The 22,906-nt window shown below is 41.3% G+C and carries 14 protein-coding genes; 7 read left to right on the top strand and 7 right to left on the bottom strand.

Going from position 1 to position 22,906, the window contains the following annotated elements; all coding sequences use genetic code 11:
- The first annotated feature begins 78 nt into the window (after positions 1–78).
- The 3 genes from RB215_RS17350 (at position 79) to RB215_RS17340 (ending at position 5,494) form a co-directional block, all read left to right on the top strand.
- Positions 79–864: an alpha/beta hydrolase gene (locus RB215_RS17350; RefSeq protein WP_309217271.1), complete on the top strand. Its 786-nt coding sequence runs from the start codon at positions 79–81 to the stop codon at positions 862–864.
- A 478-nt stretch (positions 865–1,342) separates the two neighbouring features.
- Positions 1,343–4,246: a TonB-dependent receptor domain-containing protein gene (locus RB215_RS17345; protein ID WP_309217270.1), complete on the top strand. Its 2,904-nt coding sequence runs from the start codon at positions 1,343–1,345 to the stop codon at positions 4,244–4,246.
- Positions 4,247–4,333: 87 nt separating this feature from the next.
- Positions 4,334–5,494: a kelch repeat-containing protein gene (locus RB215_RS17340; protein WP_309217269.1), complete on the top strand. Its 1,161-nt coding sequence runs from the start codon at positions 4,334–4,336 to the stop codon at positions 5,492–5,494.
- 236 nt (positions 5,495–5,730) lie between these two features.
- Here the strand turns inward: RB215_RS17340 and RB215_RS17335 are convergent, their stop codons facing one another.
- The 7 genes from RB215_RS17335 to RB215_RS17305 all read right to left on the bottom strand — a co-directional run bounded on the left by RB215_RS17335 (position 5,731) and on the right by RB215_RS17305 (position 17,182).
- Entirely contained in the window at positions 5,731–6,636 is a 906-nt protein-coding gene (locus RB215_RS17335; RefSeq protein WP_011329793.1) for a dihydrodipicolinate synthase family protein, read from the bottom strand.
- A 17-nt stretch (positions 6,637–6,653) separates the two neighbouring features.
- Positions 6,654–7,787, bottom strand: a complete 1,134-nt coding sequence (nagA, locus tag RB215_RS17330; protein ID WP_058374773.1) for an N-acetylglucosamine-6-phosphate deacetylase — start codon at positions 7,785–7,787, stop codon at positions 6,654–6,656.
- A gap of 115 nt (positions 7,788–7,902) precedes the next feature.
- Positions 7,903–10,734, bottom strand: coding sequence for a TonB-dependent siderophore receptor (locus RB215_RS17325; protein ID WP_208835134.1), 2,832 nt, complete (start codon positions 10,732–10,734; stop codon positions 7,903–7,905).
- Positions 10,735–11,065: 331 nt separating this feature from the next.
- Positions 11,066–12,208 (bottom strand): sialidase family protein, encoded by a 1,143-nt coding sequence (locus RB215_RS17320; protein ID WP_309217268.1) that lies wholly within the window; start codon positions 12,206–12,208, stop codon positions 11,066–11,068.
- 60 nt (positions 12,209–12,268) lie between these two features.
- Entirely contained in the window at positions 12,269–14,854 is a 2,586-nt protein-coding gene (locus tag RB215_RS17315) for a sodium/solute symporter (RefSeq protein WP_309217267.1), read from the bottom strand.
- A 340-nt stretch (positions 14,855–15,194) separates the two neighbouring features.
- Positions 15,195–16,511, bottom strand: coding sequence for a histidine kinase dimerization/phospho-acceptor domain-containing protein (locus RB215_RS17310; protein WP_309217266.1), 1,317 nt, complete (start codon positions 16,509–16,511; stop codon positions 15,195–15,197).
- The gene (locus RB215_RS17305) at positions 16,511–17,182 is read right to left on the bottom strand and encodes a response regulator transcription factor (RefSeq protein ID WP_089369115.1); all 672 of its coding nucleotides are present in this window, start codon (positions 17,180–17,182) and stop codon (positions 16,511–16,513) included. The genes RB215_RS17310 and RB215_RS17305 overlap by 1 nt, the downstream gene beginning before the upstream one ends.
- A gap of 160 nt (positions 17,183–17,342) precedes the next feature.
- On the opposite strand from RB215_RS17305, the gene RB215_RS17300 reads away from it, so the two are divergent.
- From RB215_RS17300 to RB215_RS17285, 4 genes are all read left to right on the top strand, one after another.
- Positions 17,343–18,164, top strand: a complete 822-nt coding sequence (locus RB215_RS17300; RefSeq protein ID WP_089369116.1) for a TlpA disulfide reductase family protein — start codon at positions 17,343–17,345, stop codon at positions 18,162–18,164.
- Positions 18,165–18,173: 9 nt separating this feature from the next.
- On the top strand, positions 18,174–18,947 hold the full coding sequence (gene dsbG / locus RB215_RS17295) for a thiol:disulfide interchange protein DsbG (RefSeq protein WP_309217264.1): 774 nt from the start codon (positions 18,174–18,176) through the stop codon (positions 18,945–18,947).
- 247 nt (positions 18,948–19,194) lie between these two features.
- Complete coding sequence (locus RB215_RS17290; protein ID WP_309217263.1) at positions 19,195–22,122, top strand: TonB-dependent receptor; 2,928 nt, start codon at positions 19,195–19,197, stop codon at positions 22,120–22,122.
- 143 nt (positions 22,123–22,265) lie between these two features.
- Entirely contained in the window at positions 22,266–22,901 is a 636-nt protein-coding gene (locus tag RB215_RS17285) for an isoprenylcysteine carboxylmethyltransferase family protein (protein WP_208835142.1), read from the top strand.
- Positions 22,902–22,906: the final 5 nt, after the last annotated feature.

The raw sequence follows: 22,906 nt of genomic DNA, 5'->3' as shown, positions 1-22,906 counted from the left end.
TCTTGGTGAAGCTGTTATACCAGTAGTGCATTTCTAACACAACTGCTGATTTTTAAAATTAACTATTTAGGTTTAAACATGAACATCTATAAGTACGGTGTAGACTCTCAGCAATATGGTCAGTTAATTCGTCCACAAAATGATGCGTATTTGCCCGTTGTTATTGTGATTCATGGGGGTTACTGGAAGGATAACCATAGCTTAGATACATACCCAACTAAGCAAATTGTTGAGTATTTAGCGGATAAAAGTGTTGCAGTATGGAACTTAGAATATCGCAGAATGAATAGCATGGGACCTAATATTACCGCGCCCTGGCCAACTATTTTTAGTGATGTTGCACAAGGCATCGACTTTTTAACCACTTTGGCAACAGAGCATAAATTAGATTTAAGCAATGTGCTTATTATTGGTCATTCAGCAGGCGGACACTTAGCAACATGGGCAGCCTCACGCGGTATGATAGATAAAAATTCAGCGTTGTATAAAGCCGAGTACTTAGCTATAAAAACGGTTATTGCTATTGCGGGGGTGGTTGATTTAAGGCGTCGCAGTGATTTAGGGCAACCACAACAAGTAGTAAAATTATTAGGGGGTGAATTGGCTGATGGATATAGTCGTATAAAAAATTGTAACCCTGCACAGTTAATCGACAATAGCGTAAAATATATCATTATGCATGGCGATAAAGACAAAGAAGTTAATATAAAACAGGCTATTAGCTTTGTAAGAAGCAGTAACAAAGCTAATGTTGTTTTCCATGTTTTAGCGGGTGTTGATCATTTTACAATGTTTCCTAGTTTTAATAAAAACCTGCACAGCTGGCAATTACTACAGCATATTATTAGTGAAAATTTAGTTTAAACGGGTTATAAGCCGCCGCAGTGTTTTATTTTCTTAATTATTTATCGTGTTTGTAATACTTCACACCACCAAAGCGTATCTAGGTTAATTTACAGCTTAGCTATATACATTTCTTTATTTTTAACCTTAAGTTATTATTTTTAATAAACTATACGTTGCATTCAATAGTCGCAAAGTTAATTAGCTCAAAGCGGCTAGTCCGCTAAAAAGTCGCAAACTTTCACAGTATGAAAAATATTCAATTAAAATCCTCCATTATTTAAATAGTAAATAAACAGCTCGCTCAAAAATCAACCTCAAGTAGTTAAATGTCTTTAGTGTAATTAGTTACTAACACATTCACGTTTGTAAGCAATGTTGTTAAATTTAGTATCTAAAATGTTAATTAAGGCGTTGCTGAAGGTGTACTGGTATGATAGGTTGCTTGTATGATATTTACACAAAGCCACGTTAATATTTTTACTCTGAGAGAATAGTTATGAAAAAAAATAAAATACAACATCACTTATCTGCTTTATCTGTTTGTATTGCAGCGATTGTAAGCCCACATGCAATTGCCCAAGATGCGGCAACAAAAGATATTGAACGCATTAACGTTACAGGTTCAAATATATTTAAGGGCAGCGCTAATTTTAGCTCATCTTCACCCGTTGTAGAGTTAGGTAAAGAAGCGATTGAAGGAGTAGCAGCTATTTCAATTGCGAATACTTTGAGCCGACTACCTTCAGTAACGGCTGGCACAAATGATGCCTCAAATAATGGCGATGGCGGCGGAAGTGCAGGTATTAGTACCACTTCACTTCGAAATCTAGGAACAGCAAGAACACTAGTATTAGTTAATGGCAGGCGCTATGTGTCGGGCACTTCTGCGGGTGACGGCTATGGTGTTGATTTAAATTCTATACCTACCTCAATTATTGAGCGTGTTGATGTATTAACCGGTGGTCAATCTGCAATTTATGGTTCAGATGCAATTGCGGGTGTAATAAATATAATCACTAAAAAGAACTTTGAAGGCCTCGAAGTTAACATGTTTGGTGCTGATTCAGATGAAGGTGGCGCTGCACGCCAAAATATTGATTTTACTTATGGTAAAAACTTTGATGGAGGTAACGCATGGTTGTCACTCGGGCTTGCCAATCAAGATGATCTAATGGCCAGAGATAGAGATTTTTCGAGAAATAGTATAAATGTGCATGATGAAGATGGTGACGGCCTTCGTGAAACATTGCGGGTACGAAATGGACCAATGCACGTTGATGGCGGCGCTTTTCAGTTTGCAGATGTAAGTATTTTTGGTAATGGTGATCCGTTTAGTCAATTTGCACCAAAAATAACTTCCGATGGTCAGTTAGATGGCAACAGTGATTTTTATAATCAAACATTTTATCGCAAAGCAATTGCACCTTATAAGAGACAGTTTGCTGCTGCTGGTATGACGTTTGATATTTCAAGTAAAGCACATGCTGAATTAGAGATTAACTACTCTGAGGTTAATTCGTCAACTAACATAGAAACAGCCCCTTTAAGTATAGTTAACGATGTATTTGTAGTGAATCGTGGTGGGACAACGGGTATTGATATTGCTAACAGCCCATTTTTTAATGGCAGTAGTGCACAAAACCAATTGTTACCGGCATTGCAAAATTCTGGAAATGGCAGTACCTCACTTGACCGTGTAAATACCTTTAGACGATTAGCCGAATTTGATAATTTAGGGGTAGAAAACCGCCGAAGCACTTTTCGTATCGCGGGTAACTTAGATTATGAGTTTGATAACAATTTACTCTTAAGCACGTCAGCGGTTTATGGTACGACTAACCAAGTACAAAAAAATAGTGGCGATGTAAACCTTGTTGCACTTCGTGCTGCACTGAATATTGAAGAAGATGGCAATGGTGGCTATCAATGTGCAAACGCCACTGATAGATGGCAAGGATGTGTACCAATAAATCCATTTGGTACAACAGACAGCGAATTGGGCCAAGCAGGAATAACGGGTTTTTCTCCTGAGGCAGTCGACTATATCGGTATTCCTACTGGTCAAAGCGGCGTGATAAAACAATATGTAGTAAATAGTGTTTTATCAGGTGAGTTACCATTTACGCTTAATGATGAATATATTAGCTTTGCTACAGGTGTTGAGTATCGTAGAGAAGAAGGTGCTGAAACCCCTGATGCATTTCGTCAAGCGGGTATTAGCCGTCGTTTACAAGTATTTGCAACCGAAGGTAGTTTTTATTCTTATGAAGCCTTCGGGGAAATGTTTTTACCTGTGTATGATTGGTTGAATGTGAGCTTAGCGCTGCGCGTTGGTGACTACTCTTCTATTGGTAATACTTCAACATATAGACTAGGTATTGATTCGCCAATAAACGATTATGTACGTTTTCGTGCCAGTGTGTCGAGTGCGGTTAGAGCACCAAATGTTAACGACTTATTTGCTGCTGGATCTGCCAGTGCCACCGGTGGACATGATGTTTGTGATGGTGTAGATGCTAGTACAGCTGGTAATGTTGCAGCGAACTGTCGTTCAATCGATGCGATTGCAGATCGTATTGCGGCAGATGGCTCGTTCACTTTAGTGGGTTCTGAAAGTCAAAATGAACGTTTATTAACAACGGGTTCTGAAAGCTTAAAAGAGGAAAAAGCAGATACTTACACTATAGGTGCTGTATTTACGCCAATGGAGTCGCTTTCTGTTTCAGTAGATTATTATTCAATTGAGATTGAAGATGCGATTTTAAATGTGGGAGCCGGTGACATTATTAATCGTTGTTACAATGTAGATCCAAGTGAATTTGATGCAACTTGTGGTGGTAGTGTAGTACGTGCAGTAAATGGCCCTATTTTAAATATTACTTCAAAAGCAATTAACGAAAGCGAAGTAAAAACCAGCGGTGTTGATTTAGAAGTATTCTATACCATGGATAAATTAGACCTAAGCCTATCTGCATCATATTTAGATGAGTATGTAACCACAAGTAAGGCGGGCGTAGAGCGCGACTATAAAGGTGAAGTACTTTACCCTAAGTTTAGATATACCATGCACGGTACTTATAATTTTACCGACGACTTTAGCTTATTTACTCAAGTAACTTACAGAGATGAAACTCAAAATGATGTAAATAATGATGTGAATCAAACACTATCTAACGATATTAACACATTAGATTCTGTATATTATGTAGATTTAAGAGCTTCATATAACGTTAATGAATCACTCAATTTATATGCCGGTTCTAACAACTTATTTAATGAACAGCCAGACATTATACCGCGTGGCACGGTAACTTCATCAGCAGCAGGCACAAATACTGAGCCAAGAGCTTATGATATTATTGGCCGTCAGTATTTTGTTGGTCTTAAATATAAGTTTTAATTTGTTTCGTTAAGTTATTAACACAGTTAAAAACCTAATCGTAAAGATTAGGTTTTTTATTTTTTAGATTAAAATTGCGAGGTTAATATGTTGCGATCGTTAATGTTGTGCAGCTATTTAGTGCTTAGTATTTTTTTTGTAGCGCCGCTTGAGGCAAAAACCGACAGCATAATTTCTAATTGGACAGAGGTTGCAAAGTTGCCGCTTTATACTCATAAAGGGCAACCAACAGGAATATCAGCTGCCTATACAGGGATGATTGGCTCATACTTAGTGATAGCGGGAGGGGCTAACTTTCCTAATGGTCACCCTTACTTTGATGGTGCAAGTAAGCATTATCATGACAATATTTATGTATATGACCTCAGTAATGAGCAATTTAAATTAGTTGCTACCGGTAAGCTACCAATGCCAATGGGTTATGGCGCAACTGTAAGTAAAAACAATAGTTTATTGTTAGTTGGCGGCAAAGACAATCAGCAAACATATAATACGGTGATAGCGCTCACGTTAGATGAAAATCATATGCCGCAAAGCCAATTAGTGGCTACGCTGCCATTTACTTGGTCTGATGGCGCAGCTGATTTACACGCTGATTCTTTATATTTATTTGCAGGTATGGTGGATGAAAAAATATCGAATCAAGTATGTAAATTTTCGTTTGCCAGCGGTCAGTGCGATGTTAGTGGCAAAATTCCTGCACTACCAGCAAGTCCACGCACGCAATTTCCAGCAATTGCTATTAATGGTCAGTTTATGTTGTTTGGCGGGATTAATAGCCAGTCTAAAAGCAATAACTTTGCACTCACAGATGCTTATTCGTTTGATTACAAAACCGCTAAGTGGCGTGTGTTACCCAAGACTAAACTTAATAATGAAGACTTTACCTTAGCGGGTGGGAGTGCCTTGCGCTTAACAAATAAAAAAATATTAGTATTAGGAGGAATTAATAAAAGCGTATTTAACAATGCGGTATTAAAGCTCAATACCTTACAAGGCAGTAAGCTTGAGCAATTTAAACTAGAGTATTTCTCAATGCCGATTAGCGCATTTAACTTTAGCCGAAAGCAGGTTGTATTTGATACACACACCATGAACTGGTCTGCATTGCAGCAAGATGTACCTTTTGCCGGTGGCGCTGGACCGTTACAAACTGCGCAATATAATAAGATGATTTATTGGATTTCTGGCGAGGTCAAAGCAGTGCAACGTAGTCCCTATATTTATCAAGCAAAAGTACAGCGTTAGGCTAACCCTGGGCTTTAATTTATTTTCTACTTTAACGATAAAGCAACAGCGTGTGGTGCACTAATTTTACTTCTTTCTACAGTGAGCGTTAAATTTCTTAACTTTTAATCATGTTGTGTTGCTTAGCTGCACTGTAATCTTTAACAATAAAAAAGCCGCATAAATGCGGCTAATAAGGGGATAACAAAATATTAATCTTAGGTAGCGCTAAAAAGTAACGCGCTACCCAACTGTTACTACGCTGGTTGGTGATCCATAAAACCTGCGGCTTGCATTTTAGCAACCACGTCTTTTTTCTCATCGTCGTTAAGCGCACGAATTGGTAAGCGTGGGTTACCTACATCAATACCATGTAGTTGCATTGCTGCTTTACCCGCTGCTACGCCGCCATATTGAACCAGAGTACGAATTAATGCGATAACTTTATCCATCAACGCAGTTACGGTTTCTTGGTCACCTTTGTTGAACGCTTCGATAATTTCTAAATAAAGCGGAGCTGCGTAGTTATACGTACTGCCTACTGCGCCAATAGCACCTACTGCTAGGCCACCTGGAAGAAACTCGTCAACACCAAATGGAATATCGAATTTGCCGCCACAAGCACGCTTACAACGTTGGAATTCGTAAAGATCACCATGGTTAAACTTAATACCTGCAAGGTTAGGAATAACCTTGTCTGCTTTAATTAAAAACTGCTCCATATCAAACATCACACCCGACATACCTGAGTGGTAGTAGTAAAATGCTTTTGATGGTGCGGCAGCGGCAACCGTTGCACAGTAATGCACTAAATCGTCAACTGAGCCGGGTTTAAAGAAACACGGTGCGATAATAGAGGTAGCAAAAATATCAAGCGTTTCTGCGTGCTTGGTTAATTCAAGGCTGTCGGCTATTGATAATGCGCCGGTATGCACAGTAATACTTAGTTTACCTTGAGCTGCTGTAACCCAACGCTCAGCAATAGCTTTGCGCTCAGCAACCGAGCAGTTAAGGCCCTCGCCTGTAGTACCACAAATATAAACGCCTTTAACGCCTTGCTTAATTAGTAGCTCAGCAAGTTGGTCAATAACTGGTAAGTTAACATCACCATTTTTATCAAACGGAGTATGAGGGGCTGCGATCAGTCCAGTAAGTTTATTCATTTTTAGCCTCTGTAATTTTAAAATATTGCTTTGCCGCCAATCCATGTGTTTAACACACGAGGCGACGAATTTGTTGTTGAAAGTAAAGTTAAGTCGGCATTGGCGCCAATGCTTAACTGCCCACGAGAGCCCTCTATTCCTAAAAACTCAGCTGGGTATAAACTAGCCATATTGAGGGCGTCGGTTAAGGAAATGTCTAACATGTGTGTTGCGTTATTCACTGCGGTGATCATATTTAGTGCTGAGCCCGCTAATTGGCCGCTATTGCTGGTTAATTTGTCGCCAACTAAGTTAATGTCATGGCCGTCAAAATGCAGTTGTGTTTGCTCGCTACCTATAGTCGACATTGAGTCGGTAACTAGCATCATTTTACGAGCGGCTTTTGCTCTATAAGCTAGTTTGGCAGTACTTGGGTGTACGTGGTGGCCATCTAAAATAATGCCACACCAGCTTTGCTCATCAAGTAATGCAGCTCCCACCATATTTGGCGCGCGCGACTCAAGTGCTGACATAGCATTAAATAAATGGGTAAAACCCGTTGCGCCAGCAGCTAGTGCGGCTTGTGCTTGCTCAAAACTTGCGTTTGAGTGACCTAAACAAACATGTACACCGTGATCTACTAATATTTTAATTGTTTCGCAGCTGACATTCTCAGGGGCTAATGTGACTATTTTTATGCCTAAATCGTCACGACAATAAATATCTAATTCTTGCTGGCTTAAACCGCGAATTTGTTGGCTACTGTGAATGCCTTTTTTAGGCTCGCTAATATGTGGGCCTTCAAAATGTACTCCTAAAATACCAGGGGTGTGCTGTGCTATAGCGGTACTTATTAGGTTGGCAGTTTGTTCTATTTTATTTAAATTGCTGGTGATTAGCGTAGGCAGTAAGCTGCTAGTACCATACTTAGCATGTGCTGTGCTCATTGCTGTTAGGGTTTGTAAATTGGTATTTTGATTGAGTAAACAACCTCCGCCACCATTAACTTGCGTATCAATAAATCCAGCAGTTAATAAGCCACTAACTTTAGTTTCAATGGCGCCTTTTACAGTATCAAAAGCAATAATTTTGCCATCTTTAATACTAATAGGGTGGTTAGAGTGTAGTGTTTTGCCATCAAATAGATGATCGGCTATTAAAGTGGTGATCATGACAAGTCTTCTAAGTTAGTACTGACATTTAAAGCGGTGGACTAATTTTTTATGGTTAGTCCACCATTGCGTTTAATATTTTAAGTATTAAACGGTTAACCCAAGCTTACTTAGATTAGAAGTTTAATTTAACACCGGCGTAATACGAGCGGCCTGTTAAATCATACGCACTACCATTTGTTAAAGTACCTTGTTGCTGATACTTATGACCAGCCGTTAGGTGTGGTGGCTGCTCGTCAAATAAGTTAGTGATACCAAAGTAAGCATTGATTTGGTTAGTAAAGTTATAGCTAAAACGCACATCGTTATAAAGACGTGAGTCGATAGAGTTAAGCTCTTCTGTTAATACGGTATTATCGTTACGGTCTTTGGTTTCATCCCAGTAACGTACTTGCCAATACACATTGAACTCATTAATTGTGTACGATGCATTAACGTTAAAACGCAGCTCTGGAAACATTACTTCGCCAGCTAGCTCTTGTTTGTCACCCGTTTCGAGTCCTGTAATGCTATAAGTGTCTAAGATGTTTGCTGCAAAGCCTACATACAAATCGCCATCACCTAAGTCGGTCATGTATGACACATCAATATCAAGGCCTCTTGTTTCAATGAGGTTTTCGTTACCAGATGCTGCATTTACTTCAAGTGCTGCACCTGAACGTCCATCACGGCGTACTAAGCCGCCACATTGTGCATCAAAATTGCTAGGGTCTGCAGAGTAACAACGATTTAAGATAACGGTACGGTCAGTTTTAGCGATGGCATCATCAATCTTAATGTCGTAATAATCAAGTGACATTTGTAAGCCAGAAATCGACTCTGGAGTAAAAACAATACCCGCAGTGAAGGTATCAGCTTTTTCTTCTTTAACATCGGTAGAGCCGCTTAATAAACCTGCGGTATTTTGGCGCTCTACTTGCGTTAAGTTAAACGCGCCATCGTTATCAATACGATCTGAAATCGCATCAATTGAACGACAGTTAACGGCGATATTACCGCTATCGGCATTAGTTACTCCGTTACAAGGGTCGGTTATTAGTGCTGCAGTTGCAGTACCACCAGCAAACAAGTCGCTTACGTTAGGAGCACGTACTGCAGTTGCCATAGCACCACGTAGGCGAATACTATCGGTTATTGGTGCATCTAAGCCAATAGTCCAGTTAGTAGTGCTACCTACAGACGAGTAATCGCCAAAACGTACTGCAGCAGATAAGCTTAACTTTTCATGCAGTGGAATATGTAACTCACCAAATACGTCAACAACATCAAATGAGCCTTTGGTTTTTGCAATTGCTGCACCGCGTACAATACCCGCTTGGCGTAGTGGATCTGGTGTTTCATGGCCTTTTTCTTCACGGTATTCTACACCACCAGCAAAACCGATAGTGTCTACGTCGTTACTAACGGCATAATCTAATCGACCAGCAACAACGGCGGTTACTACCACTTGCTCAATACTACCTTCTAGGTTGGTATCAGCTGATAAGTAATCTACTGCTTCAGGCGAAATGCCATTAAGCGAGAACGGGTTAAATACAACACAGCCGTTAATGCGAGCAATATCATCAGCACATTGGAATCCGCCAGCGCCATTATCTTCAACATTTAAAGCAAAGCGAGCACGGTCAAGGTTAATATCGCCATGGTTAGTTTGCTTTTGGTCTGTAACGCCATAAGTGCCGCTTACTTTTAAGTAAATATCATTTGAAATATCATATTCATATTCGCCAGCAACTCTAAATGTGCTACGGGTGTTCTCCGCGCCACGGTCACCAAATTCATATAGGCGTCTAAATGTTAAGCTTGCATCATCAAGACTATTAATGCCGTCGGCAAGTAAGTTATTGCCAAGTGCAGTACCTGCAAACCAAGGGTGCGTTGCAATATCAATACCTGTAGTACCACCTTTAGATAACTTAAAAATGTCGTTGCGGGTATCAAGTGGAATAGGCTCATAACGAGCTCGTGAATCTACACGCGCGTAGTTAGCAGTAAAGTTCATCCGCGATTTTTCGTTTAAATCCAGTGATAAACCAGTTGCAACAAAGTGGCGTGTTAGTGGCGCTACCATAGAGCGATAATCGTGAAAGTTAAACGCATCAGATGTTGCGGGATCATCGGTACGGGTAAATAAGCTACCGTCACCATTGTATTTATCAATACGGCCACCAAAAACATGCGAAGAACCCACAAACTGAGACGTATCTAGTATGCCATCGCCATTGGTATCAACAGCATCTTTGTGCACGCGTGAATAGTCACGATCGCCAGCCATTAAGCCATCATCTTCAGAGTAACCAACGGATAACCAAGCATTACCGTCATCAAAGTTTTTACCAATTGAAAATTCGATATCTCTTGTGTCTTTATCACCTTCGCCACTGCGTCCGGCTTGTGCTTTAAACGCGACACCGTCAAAGTTTTTCTTAAGGATAATGTTAACCACACCTGCAACTGCATCAGAGCCATAAGCAGCAGATTGACCGCCGGTAAGTACTTCAATACTTTGGATCATAGTGGTAGGAATTGTGTTTAAATCAACACCGTAGCCAGAGCCAACAGACATGCCAGAAACGTAACGCTTACCATCAACTAGTACTAAGGTACGCGAAGATCCTAAGTTACGTAAAGCAACGGTATTTAAGCCTGAATCTTGCTCACTGATATTTGAGCTTGCCGAGGTTGTATCACCCACTACTGAGGGCATTCTAGCTAGTAGGTCACCCACGTTTACTGCGCCAACACCTTCAATATCATCAGCGTCTAATATTTTTACTGGTGAAGCAGATTCGAAGTCGCCTTTACTAATATATGAACCAGTTACAATTATTTTTTCTACTTTTGCTTCTGCTTTTACATTGTCTGCATCTGCAGCTAATGAATAAGTTGTTACCGAAGCAATACTGATCGCCAGTAGTGATTTAACAAGTGTTTTTGATTTCAACATGGTATCCCCAAAAATTTATAATTATTTTTTAAATGTTTATTCATAACTCGCTTTGCTCGATAACAGCAAAATAACACAACAAAGCACTGAAGTTACAAGTACGCCATTAACCTGTTATACCAGCGTACCACTGGAGTGTTTTAAATGTCAAAGTTAAAATCTGTTTTTTAACTGGTTGTTTACATTTTTGGCGCTATATTGTTAATTTTATTTAGGTTATTCATATAAAATTTTATATGCGGCTATTAACACTGTAAATGTGGCTAGCAATGAGCTAGCCGAAGGCGTTATGAGGTAATAATGAAGAGAGTTATAAGGGGCTATTTGCGCTTTATGCGTCGTTATTTTGTAAACTAATGCGCGTAAATGAAATAGCACTATAGTTATCGCGTTCAAACATCACGCCTATCTCGTTATTGCTTAACTGGCAAATAGAAGAGTAGCCAAATGAGCCTTTATAAACACATGCTATGTGTTGCCAGCTTGTAGCGTCATCTAGGCTTATTTTTAGAGTGCCTTGAATGCGTTGTGACTGGTTTTCTGGGCCGCAATATAAAAGTCCGCTGTGCTTAGCGTCGTGTTGTAAGCTAATAATACTGCCCTGACATTCAGGCTCGGTTAAATCGGGAGTGTCTTGCAGTGGTGTCCAACTAATACCGCCATCTTCACTAAAGGCAGTTTTACGCAGGTGATTACCATGGTAACTGCGAGCATTAAGTAGTACCCGACCATCAGCAAGCTCGGCCATTTGTGTTTCATTAGCGTGCTCAGCTATTGCAGCAGGGGCAACCTCACCGTATTGCCATTGATGGCCACCATCGTCACTATACACAGCATATACTTTCATATTATCCCAAGGGCCTTGGGTAAATGGCATTACAATACGGTTTTTATAGCTCCCGATGCGCAGTTGAATACCTATGCCTGGGCCACCAGCGTAGCAGGTAACCTCGGTTGGGCGTTTAACTTGGCGGGTAACATCTACCCGTGCAGACCAATTGAGTCCGCCATCGCTGCTGCGTTGTACAAAGGTGCGGCAAATTCGCCCTTGGTAGCCTGACTCTACCGCGCCTTCGTGAACATTAGATGGAAAGTTTTGTCCTGCATGAGATACCCACGCAGCGGGGTTTTCAACTTGTTCGGGTGTGGTGTATGGGTACTCTTGGTACATTAATACTATATCGCCTGAGCCAGCATCAATTACAACCAAAGGATTATTTAAGGCATTATCGCCAGCATCGGCTACCAGAATTTGCTCGCTCCAGCTTGTGCCGTTATCTTGGCTGGTTTTTAGTACAATTTTATTGTGAGCATGGTCTGATAATATCGCACGTGCTTCGCAAAATGCGAGTAGTTTTCCATCTGGCATAGGCAATAATGCCGGAATACGATAACTACCAAAACCATCTGTTTCGGCCTCAAAAATATTGCTGATCACTGTGGTATTTGTCAGTGAAGGTTGCACAGTACTCATTTAAAACTCCTCGGCTGCAAGGGTGGCATAATAGTGGTTTAAACGGCTGCAGCTAGCCGATCACTTCATAGTATGAATAGTTAAGCCGCTAAGGTTATTAGCCGGTTGTTTGCTAAATAAGGCGCTGGCAACATAGCCAACAAAAATACAGCTAACTATGCCAATGGTGCCAAATAAATAGCCTTCTACTAGCTCAAATATCCATGCAAACATCATAGTAATTACGCCAAAAAATAACCCAACCATGGCACCAGAGGCATTGGCTCGGGTACTAATTATACCCAAAATAAATAGCCCACCGAGTGCACCCATAAACATACCTACCACTTTAAAGTACTCCTCCATTAACGAGCGGATTTCGGGGCTAATAAATAATAAGCCAACTAAAGTACCAAAAATGCCGACCAATAGAGTTAACAGTCGCGCTGCATTTAGGTAGCCTTTTTCACTGCGGCAAAGGTTAAAAGGGCGCATAAAATCGGTTACTAATGTGGTCGACATTGAGTTCATACTGGTTGATACGGTAGATTGTGCAGCAGCAAAAATGCCAGCAATAATAAGCCCTGCAATGCCAATAGGTAGCTCACTGGAAATAAAAGCAGGAAATATTTGGTCAATTTGCTTAGTTGGATCGAGCTTTTCGGGATTCGACTGGTAAAAAACATATAAACCAGTACCAATAATAAAAAACAATACAGATGCTACCGGTGCCATAATACCGTTAGTCCAAATTGATTTGCGGGCAGAGGCCACATCTTTAGTGGTCATGTAGCGTTGTACAATAGATTGATCGGCTGTATAAGTTGATAGATTTTGCCCTATACCGCCCAGCACAATTACCCAGATAGAGAGCTTAGTGAAACTATCCATACTGAAGTCTATATCTAGGGTTTTAAACTTGTCATTGGCGATACCACTGCGAAATATTTCCGCTATGCCACCATCAACACCGCTGACAATATAAGCAAAGCATAATAGCGCACCTAAAAGCAGAACCACGGTTTGTATGGTGTCGGTCCAAATAACAGCTTCAATACCACCGAGTGTGCAATATATTAAGCTCAGTACTCCAATGATCAGCACGCACTGCCAAGCATCAAAAGGAGTTACAGCTGCAAGCGCAAGGGCAGTTAACGCCATAACAATACCCATGCGACTAATATGAAACAGGGTAAATAAGCCACTGGCAAACAGGCGCACCGGCATATTAAAGCGCAGTGATAAAAACTCATAAGCACTGGTGGCATCTATTTTACGAAAGAACGGCATAGCAACATAAGCTGCAATAGGCGTTACCGCTAAAATCATCCAAATACCGCCCCAATATAACCAGTCGGTTCTGTAAACAATGGCAGGAATACCCACAAAGGTCAGCGAGCTGAGCATAGTTGCGTACATTGAGCAGGCATTAGCCCACCAAGGAATATTTTGGCCACCGCGAAAGTAGTCGTTCACGTTTTTGTTTTTAAACACGAAGTACACGCCAATTAGCACCATAGCAAACAAGTACACAACCAATACCGTCATATTTTGCCAGCCAAAGGCGTCACTCGCTTCGGCAATTGCTGCTACTTGTAGACTACTATTAAATTTATTGGCTTGATGAACGAGTATTTTTCCATCCCAAGGTAATACTGCCATTGAGGTTGTAGTTTGCTGAACAGGCATAGCCAAAAGCTGTGGATCAATGCTGTCATATTTTGCCCACACATTAGTGATGGCGTTATAGCTCAGCACCTGTGTTTGGTTGGCGCTACTGGCAAAAAGTAAAAAATGAGACTGGCCAATTGCCAGTGCATTACCAGAACTCAACTGTAAATTAGGTAACTCACTGTTAAACCCGCTTTGTGGCGTCCAATGTGGTTGTGAATCGTCTGCCTTATATTTCCATAGTGAACTTTGGCTGTCGGAATTTGGCATTTCTAAAGCAAATAATACATCTCCACGGCCGTCATTTTGGCTAACTAATGTAATTGATTGCGGGCGAGGCGTTAATTTATGCCAGTTTGCCGCTGCAGTATAGTGCTTTGGCTCACTACCTTGGGTGAAAGCAGCTAGCGCTGTTGTGGATAAATCAAGCGCATAAAGTGCAGTGGTTTTACCTGTGTCAGTTGCCGTTATCAGTACATATAAGGTACTACCAACAAAGGCAGCAGAACCTTCACGCATAGGAATAGGCAGCGCAGGCAGTGTATGCATTTCTATGTCAGATGCCTGGTTACGACGCACTAGCAAAGTGTCGTTAAAGGTATGAGTTTCATCACTGCCACCAAGCAGTACTATGCCATTTTCAAAAGAGGCAGAGGCTCCATATGCACGTGGTGAAGGCAGCTTTATGGCAGCTTTTTTCCAATTTAAAGCACGTGGCTGATTAGGGTTTTGCTCCCCAAGCCATATTGAACTGAGGTATTTGGGTGTGCTATTTCGGGAGTTGTTAGTACTTATTCCGCCAGCAATTATCAGTAATTCATTATGTACCCCAACTAAAGGAGCATAGCGAGAAACGGCTTCTACTGGCGCGGCTTGCTTACTCCAGTGTAGTGCAACGCGCTCGCCAGCATATGCATGAGAAGTTAAGCCAAGCAAGATTGCCAAGAGGCAAAAAATAACATGTAAAGCTCGCAATGAATGAGTGCGTAAGCGCATAGCGGGTATTCCTATTATTTTTAGCAGAGTTTAATACACAAAGATGGATAACACTGTTTTGGATGTATACCTGTTATACCAGTTGTTATTTTCTAAATCTAGCAATACAAGGTAAATGGGGTGAATTAATTGTTGGTGTTGTAGTCGGTAGGTAAATAAATGTTGTGCAGGGCAACGCTGATTTATTAATAATATTGGCCGCAGCTAGTACTTAGCGCGAGATAGTGTGCGGGTTGCTGAGCATGTATTAGCAAGTGCTCAGCATATTTTAATAAAACAGCTATTAGCTTAAAAAAACATGCAGTAAAAGGAAGGTTGTTACATCAGGTTACTTCGTAACTTAGTTATTTACCTTAACGGGCACGGTAAATTCGGCAATAAATAACGCATTATTATTTTTAAGAGTGAGCGAACCTTGGTACTTTTCGGCGATGCTGGCCACAATTGATAGGCCAAGCCCAGCGCCGTTTGCTGCGCCTTTACGCCAAAAACGAGTTGCCATATTAGCTAAGTCAGCTTGGTTAATATAGGCGTGGTTACTAATGGTTATTTTTAGTGCTGTGGCTGTTAAATTAGCGGCTAAAATGACTGGTGTATTCGCTTTGCTGTACTTAAATGCGTTATCAAGTAAATTACGACACACTATAGTGAGCATGGCACTGGGAATACAGTACACTGGCTGGCTTGCTGTTATATTATAGGTTAAGCGGGCGTTATTGTTGTTTGATTCTGTTACCACAGTAGTAATTAACGAATCAAGCTCCCAAGGCTCTGTAATGTTTAGCGGCGTGTCGGCATCTACATGGGCTAACACCAGTAGATTGTCTAAAATAGTATTTAATCTATGCGCACTTTTTTTAGCTTGCCCTAGTGCTTTTTGCTGGGTGGCATCTTGCGTAAGCTCAGCTAATTGTATTTGCGCTAAAATGCCGGCTAGTGGGGTTCTTAGCTCATGCGCGGCATTACTGGTAAAGTGTTTTTCGCGGCTGATCCCTTTTGCTAAGCGGGCCATTAAGGCATTTTGGCTAGTTATAAGCGGTTGCAGTTCTTTTAAAGGCTGGTTTAACTGTATCGGTTCTAAGTCGTGACTGCCGCGTTTTTCAAGCGCGTGTATTAATAACTTTATTGGCCGTATTCCTGTGCCAATTGCAAACCAAAGTAATATTAGGGCAACAAAAATAGCTAACGCCGGTGGAATGAGTATGCTAATGAGCAAGTCGTGATAGAGCACATCGCGCTCGGCCACTTTATCGGCAATGGTAATTTTATATTGCGCAGTAATTAAGGTGAATGTACGCCACTGCGCTTGCCCAGAGCTTAAATAACTAAAACCTTGGTTTAAGCTAGGCTGATTGGGAAACGATAGGCTGTTACTGCTGGCAATTATACTGCCTTGCAGGGAGCTAATTTGACAGGTTAGGCCTTTTTCAGTGTTTACCCCACTGGCATTTATAATATCGGGGAGGCTTTTACTGAGCGCACCTTTGGGTACGTGGGCTAAAATGTTACCTAACATAAAAGCGGTTGAGCGCAGGCGCTGATCAAAGTTAACCTCTAACTTATTGTTTAACCCCGATATCATCCACACACTGGCGATAAGCCAAAAGCCTAAAAATACCGCTGCAACCAATACCGTTAACCGCAAACGCAAGCTCATTAGTGGCTCACCTCTATTGTGCCTAATCTAAAGCCTAGGCCACGTATGGTTTCTATTGCCGGTGCGCCTAGTTTTTTACGTAAATTAAAAATATGTACGTTAAGTGCGTTACTCGCTACATCATCGCACACGCCATAAAGTACATTTTTTAACTGGCTTTGGGTTAAAATTTGTTGCGGACTATTTAAAAAGGTTTGCAGTAATAAGTCCTCGTTACGTGACAAGCAAACAAGCGTGCCATTGAGTAATGCTTTATGTTGCTCTAAATCGTATTGCAGTGCGCCGTGAGTAATTGTATTGCTGAGCCTATCGCTTGCGCGGCGCTTTAAGCTTAATAGCCGCGCTAATAACTCTCTTAAATCAAAAGGTTTTACCAGGTAGTCGTCGGCGCCTTTTTTTAATCCAATAACTTTGTCATCTATGGTATTGCTGGCGGTAAGAATAAGCACGGGTAGCGAAAAACGATTGTCACGCAGCCAGCTTAACCAGTTAATGCCATTACCATCGGGTAGGTTTAAATCAAGAATGCATAAATCAAAATTGCTCGATTGCATATAAGTAGTGGCTGCGCTTAGTGTACTAACGTGCTCAACGGCTAGCCCTTGGTGGGTTAAGTAAGTACAAATAGCGTCGGCTATTACGTCGTCATCTTCCACTAACAATACAAACATACTCGCTACCCTGTTTAAAACACCCTAGCTAGAATACCTGTTTCCATTGGTGAAGTAACTGCTATGTGCTTATTTACTATTAATTTTTGCTCTTAATATTGGCTTAATTAACGCTTTGTATACTATAGCGGCTAACCGTATTTAAAGAAGATTTATAGCTATGTTAAGTATTTCACTCGGGCCGTTTGTTATTGCCATTTCGCAGCTTATTATTTTATTAGGCTTAGGCGTATTTTGGTTGCTTACCTATTTACAAACCCGTAAGCAACCACAGCAAAAAGCAATTTTAGACACGGTATTTAAAGCGTTTGTAGTGGGCTTTATTGTTGCGCGATTAATGTTTGTTTTGATTATGTGGGATGCGTATCAAGAAAACTGGTGGCAACTTATTAATATAAGTGATGGCGGCTTTATGCCTTCTTATGGCTGGGTGGCGGGTGCGCTTGTGTTGGCGCTGTATGCGCGAGGCAAAAAAGCAGTGCTGAAAACCTATTTCATAGCGGCTATTGTCGCGTTGTTTACTATTATGGTGCCTACCTTTGCTGCCTCTATTTATAAAGCTGGGGTTGAGCTGCCACAATCTGCGGTATATAACCTGCGTGGTAAAGAGGTTGATTTACAGTCATTTAAAGGCAAACCTGTCGTTATTAACTTTTGGGCGTCGTGGTGCCCACCGTGTCGTAAAGAAATGCCGGTATTACAGGCTGCGCAAAAAAACAATCCTAATATAGCTTTTGTTTTTGTTAACCAAGGAGAGGATTTATTTACGGTACAAAAATTTATTAATGCTGAGCAGCTCGACTTACGCAATGTGTTTTTTGATCAAAACAGTAATGTAAGTCGTGAATCAGGAGCTGCTGGGTTACCAACCACGCTTTTTTATAGCAGTGATGGCAAATTAGTAACCAGTCACATGGGAGAGCTCTCACACGCGAGTTTGCGTTATTACATGCAAGCTATAAATCAACAGTCTGCACAATAAGGATGCCTCATGAAGTTAATTTATTTATTGCCATTACTTGCGTTTACCTCGCCCATATTGGCTCAACAAAAAGCACTGCCAGCACCCCTTAAGTTAGTTACTGAGCAAGGCGGCGAAATAGTCAGCGAGTTTGCAGCGCCTGCCAACATGAAAGGCTATGTTGCCGACTTTAAAGGCCAAGTTATTACTTTATATATCACCGCCGACGAGCAATATTTATTTACCGGCCCTATGCTTGACGCCAATGGTAATAATGTAGGAGAGCAAGCGGCAAATGACTACGCTACAGGCCCTAAAGCGCAAAAAGACTGGCAAACATTAGAGAGTAGCCATTGGATAGTTGATGGTTCAGCCTCAGCAAAGCGAGTAGTTTATACCTTCACTGATCCAAACTGCCCTTACTGCAGACAGTTTTGGCAAAATGCGCGTCCTTGGGTGGATGCGGGTGAGGTACAAATACGCCATATTTTAGTGGGTATTTTAAAAGCCGACAGCTTAGGCAAAGCGGCGGCTATTATGAGTGCCAGTAACCCTGAAGAAGTGTTAAAAAAGTTTGAAAACGATAATTTAGCGCGTACATTACAGCCGCTAAAAAATCCACCTGAGCACATAAATGCGCAATTAATGAAAAACCATCAAATAATGATGGGGGTTGGTGCCAGAGCCACCCCCGCTACTTTTTATCACGATGCTAATGGTGCGGTAAAAATGCAAATGGGTTTACCGCCTGCGCCATTAATGACTGAGATCCTCGGCCCACTGCCAAGTAAGCCAACCAAGTAAACAACCAACCAAGTACATAGTGTGCAACGTCAAGCCGGTAAAAGTTTTACCGGCTTTTTTATAAATAACGTTAAACATTGTTACACTTTGTTATTTACATAAGCTATTCAGTAAGTTATTGACTTTATTAATCGGCCATTAAGTTTGGCGCTGTAGACTTAGCAGCAATTTTTGACCCGCTATTGACCTTTATTGATAGCGCTGCCGCTAAGTATCAAAAGCGCATAAAACGGAACAGCACACTGTCATGAGTACTTGCAATAATCGCCCCTTTTCACTACCAGCATTAACATTTATAAAATCAGCGCTGTGTTTATCTGTTTTATCTGCCATAGGTAGCGCGTATGCGGCGCAACCAGCCCTCACCGCTAAAAATAATGCCGATATAGAAGTAATAGAAGTACGAGGGATTCGCTCCAGTATGGCCGAAAACCTCGACATTAAACGCATGTCTAGCTCAGTTGTTGATGCTATAACCGCAGAAGATATTGGTAAGTTTCCAGATAAAAACGTAGCCGACTCATTGCAACGTATACCAGGGGTAATGATTGAGCGTGATGGCGGCGAAGGCGCATCGGTAAGTATTCGTGGTTTGTCGTCTGAGCTTACTTTTACTCAGCTTAACGGTAATTTTATTGCCTCGTCACCAGGCGAGCCTTCGCGTTCGTTTGATTACACGCTACTTCCTTCAGCCATGATAGCCAGTGTTGAGGTATATAAATCGCCCGAAGCGCGTTTAGATGAAGGTGGTGTAGGCGGCACAGTATTAATGCATAGCCGTAAGCCGCTTAGCATGGAGGCAAACTCTGGAGTACTCAATGTTGAAGGTACTTACAGTGATGTAACGCAAAACAGTGAGCCACAACTAACCGGTTTATATTCTTGGAAAAACGATGCAGAAACGTTTGGTTTTTTAGTAGGGTATACTCGCCAAGAGCGCACCAACCGTACCCTCTCTGGTGGCACCGATGCCAATGTGTGGCGCTACACAGGTGATGGCCAACCGGTAGATGTAAATGGTAATGCGGTAAATAACAATAATAGCTGGGATACAATTACCGATACCAATGGTAATAATTATGATGGCGTGTGGTTTCCACAAGTCGTGCGCGGCTCGGTACTTAATGAAAAACGTGAACGTGAAGGCATACAGTTTAGTACGCAGTGGCGTCCAACCAATCGTGTAGAAATAGGATTAAACTATTTTGGCTTTACGCTGGGGCAAAACAGAACTGAGTCGGTTATTGATATGCCAGAGTGGTCGTTAAATCCCGATTACCTAACCGATGTGAACTTGGATGAATCGGGCACGATTGTTAATGGTATGCAGTTTGATGCTACAGCGAGTGGCGCACAAGGTGACATGCAGTTTCCGTGGATGCGTGGCAGTTATGTTCGTGAGGAGTCGAGTTCAGATACCTTCGATTTTAATTTAACTTACGAAGGTGATGATTTTAAAGCGCGCTTTGTTGCGGGCAATACTCGCTCAAAAGGCGGCCCAGAAGAAAGTTGGGAGGCCGCCTATAAAAGCTCAAATGCCAGCGAAACCCCAACAACCATTGAAAATGCAGCGCAAAATGCTGGTTGGCAACTTGGTAAAAACGATGTAACCCTCAATATAGACCCAAATACACTGGCTAATTTACTCAGTGGCGTAGGCGGTGGGCGCGATCCGGGTTCATCAAACTCAAGCTTTGTACGCAGCGAGCTTGAAGAAAGTTACTACCAAGGCGATCTAGATTTTTACACCGATTGGGGTTTTTTAACAGCCATTAAAACCGGCGTAAAATACCGTGAAGCCACATTGCACCGCGAAACCGGTAATACCTTCTTTTTAGATCCTCGTTTTGATATTGCCGCCGGGGAAGCCAAAGAGGGCGGCATAACCCGCTTTGATAGTTACCAGTGGAATAACGGTATGCCGGCAGCGCAAGATGTTTTTATTAACCAAGGCAATATTGCAGGGGGCTTTAATATAAACCAAATGCCCAGTATTGATTGGGATAAATACCGCGATATGATTACCAGTAACTACGTGCCTTACACCCGTATGGAAGACAACTTTGTATACGATATAGAAGAAAAAATAGCGGCTTTTTATCTGCAAGGTGACTTTGAATTTAATCAAGTTAGAGGTAATTTAGGGGTACGGGTTGTACGCAGCAAAACCATGAGTGCTTCTACCGATTTATATACCTACTTTTTAGATCATACCAATGATGAAACAGGGGAGCCTGTTACCGGTGATGATCGCTCAGTCGAGGATTACCAACTTGTAGTGCAACAAAACACCGACACCCAAGTACTGCCTAGCTTTAACATTGCCTGGGATGCCACAGATGACTTAGTTATTCGTGGCGCGGTTGCTAAAGTAATGTCGCGCCCCGATTATGCTGATTTAGGCGCGCAGCAACGCATTAGTTATATTTCAGACGAGTGGGCAGCCGACAGAGCCGATTTTAACGAGCAACCTGGCTTTAGTGGCAGTGGCGGTAATAAAAACTTAAAATCGTTTATATCGGTACAAGCCGATTTATCTATCGAATATTATTACGCTGAAGGCTCAGCAATTGGCTTAGCGCTATTTCATAAAAAAGTTGATAACTTTGTAGTGCCAGTGGTAATTAACGCCCAACAAAATTTTGCTGGTAAAGACGGTATTGTAGAGGCGGGTAATATAAATATTACTCCTTACAGCACAGTAGGTAATGGCACTAACGCGGTATCTAAAGGAGCCGAGGTGTTTTTGCAACATGCCTTTGATAGCGGCTTTGGTTTTTACGCTAACTACACCTATAACAAAACCAATAAAGCAGAAGTAACCGTAGATGGCGAAGCATTTGGGCAATCGCCACTGATCGGCAGTGCTAAGTATCAATATAATACTTCGGTTTATTTTGAGGGTGATGATTTTAACATACGTGCCTCATACAATAAGCGCGGCGAAACGGTACTGGGCTTAAATAGTGGCTTAAACGTGTACCAAGACCCATACGATCAAGTTGATGTTAATGCCTCAATTAACTTATACGAAGGCCTTAGTTTTACCGCAGCAATTATAAACTTAACCAAGTCAGAGTCGGTTACCCGTTTAGGTAACGATAGTGACGCACGGTTACTAAACTCAAGCTACTCGGGCAGGCGTTATTACGCTGGGTTTAACTACAGCTTTTAAACTGCTCCCTAAAGCAACTTTTAATAAGCCGGCTTAAACATAAAGTTGGCTTATTATTTGTGTTTACCTTGTTTCTTAACGGTATGAATACTATGATGAATTTATAATTAAAATTGAGTAATCACCGCGAGTAACTAATATTGATAACCTATCAGCCTTTAATTAATGACTCTGCGTCCTTAATCGAATTTACCCGCATTTATTTAGCCGTTTTTTATACCTTTGTAGCGGGGTTCTACACCGTTAGAATACTCTATAAAAACAGCAATACACCATCGGGAGTAATTTTTACAGGGAAAAAATATTGCGCTAATTGGTGGAATCACTTCGTTTTTCGTTTTTTTAGAGCTGCTATTTGGTTGGTGTGTGTTGTAAGAGTATTTATACCTGCAACCGATAACTACCTCGGAATTTTTGTGCCGTTAAATACATGGCCAGGCGTAATGCTAGGTAATGCTTTATTAACTGTTGGTTTTATATTAACTATGGTGGTGCATTTTAATATGGCATCACTTTGGCGTTCAGGAATAGACCCACAAGGGCCCGATGAGCTAAAAGTAAACGGCTTTTATGCGTATTCTCGTAATCCTATGTATTTAGGCGTTGCTGCGGCGCAGTTAGGCTTTTTTTTAGCATTGCCGAGTGTGTTTAGCTTAGTGTGTTTACTGGTTGGGCTTACTGCGTTATATCGTCAGGTGTTGATTGAAGAGCAGCATTTAGTGAGCATATTTAACACCCAATATAAAAAATATAAAGAATTAGTACCACGTTGGTTATAATAATT

The organism is Pseudoalteromonas sp. HL-AS2, from assembly GCF_031198805.1.
GTDB lineage: Bacteria > Pseudomonadota > Gammaproteobacteria > Enterobacterales > Alteromonadaceae > Pseudoalteromonas > Pseudoalteromonas nigrifaciens.
This window is presented reverse-complemented; position numbering and strand designations above follow the sequence as displayed.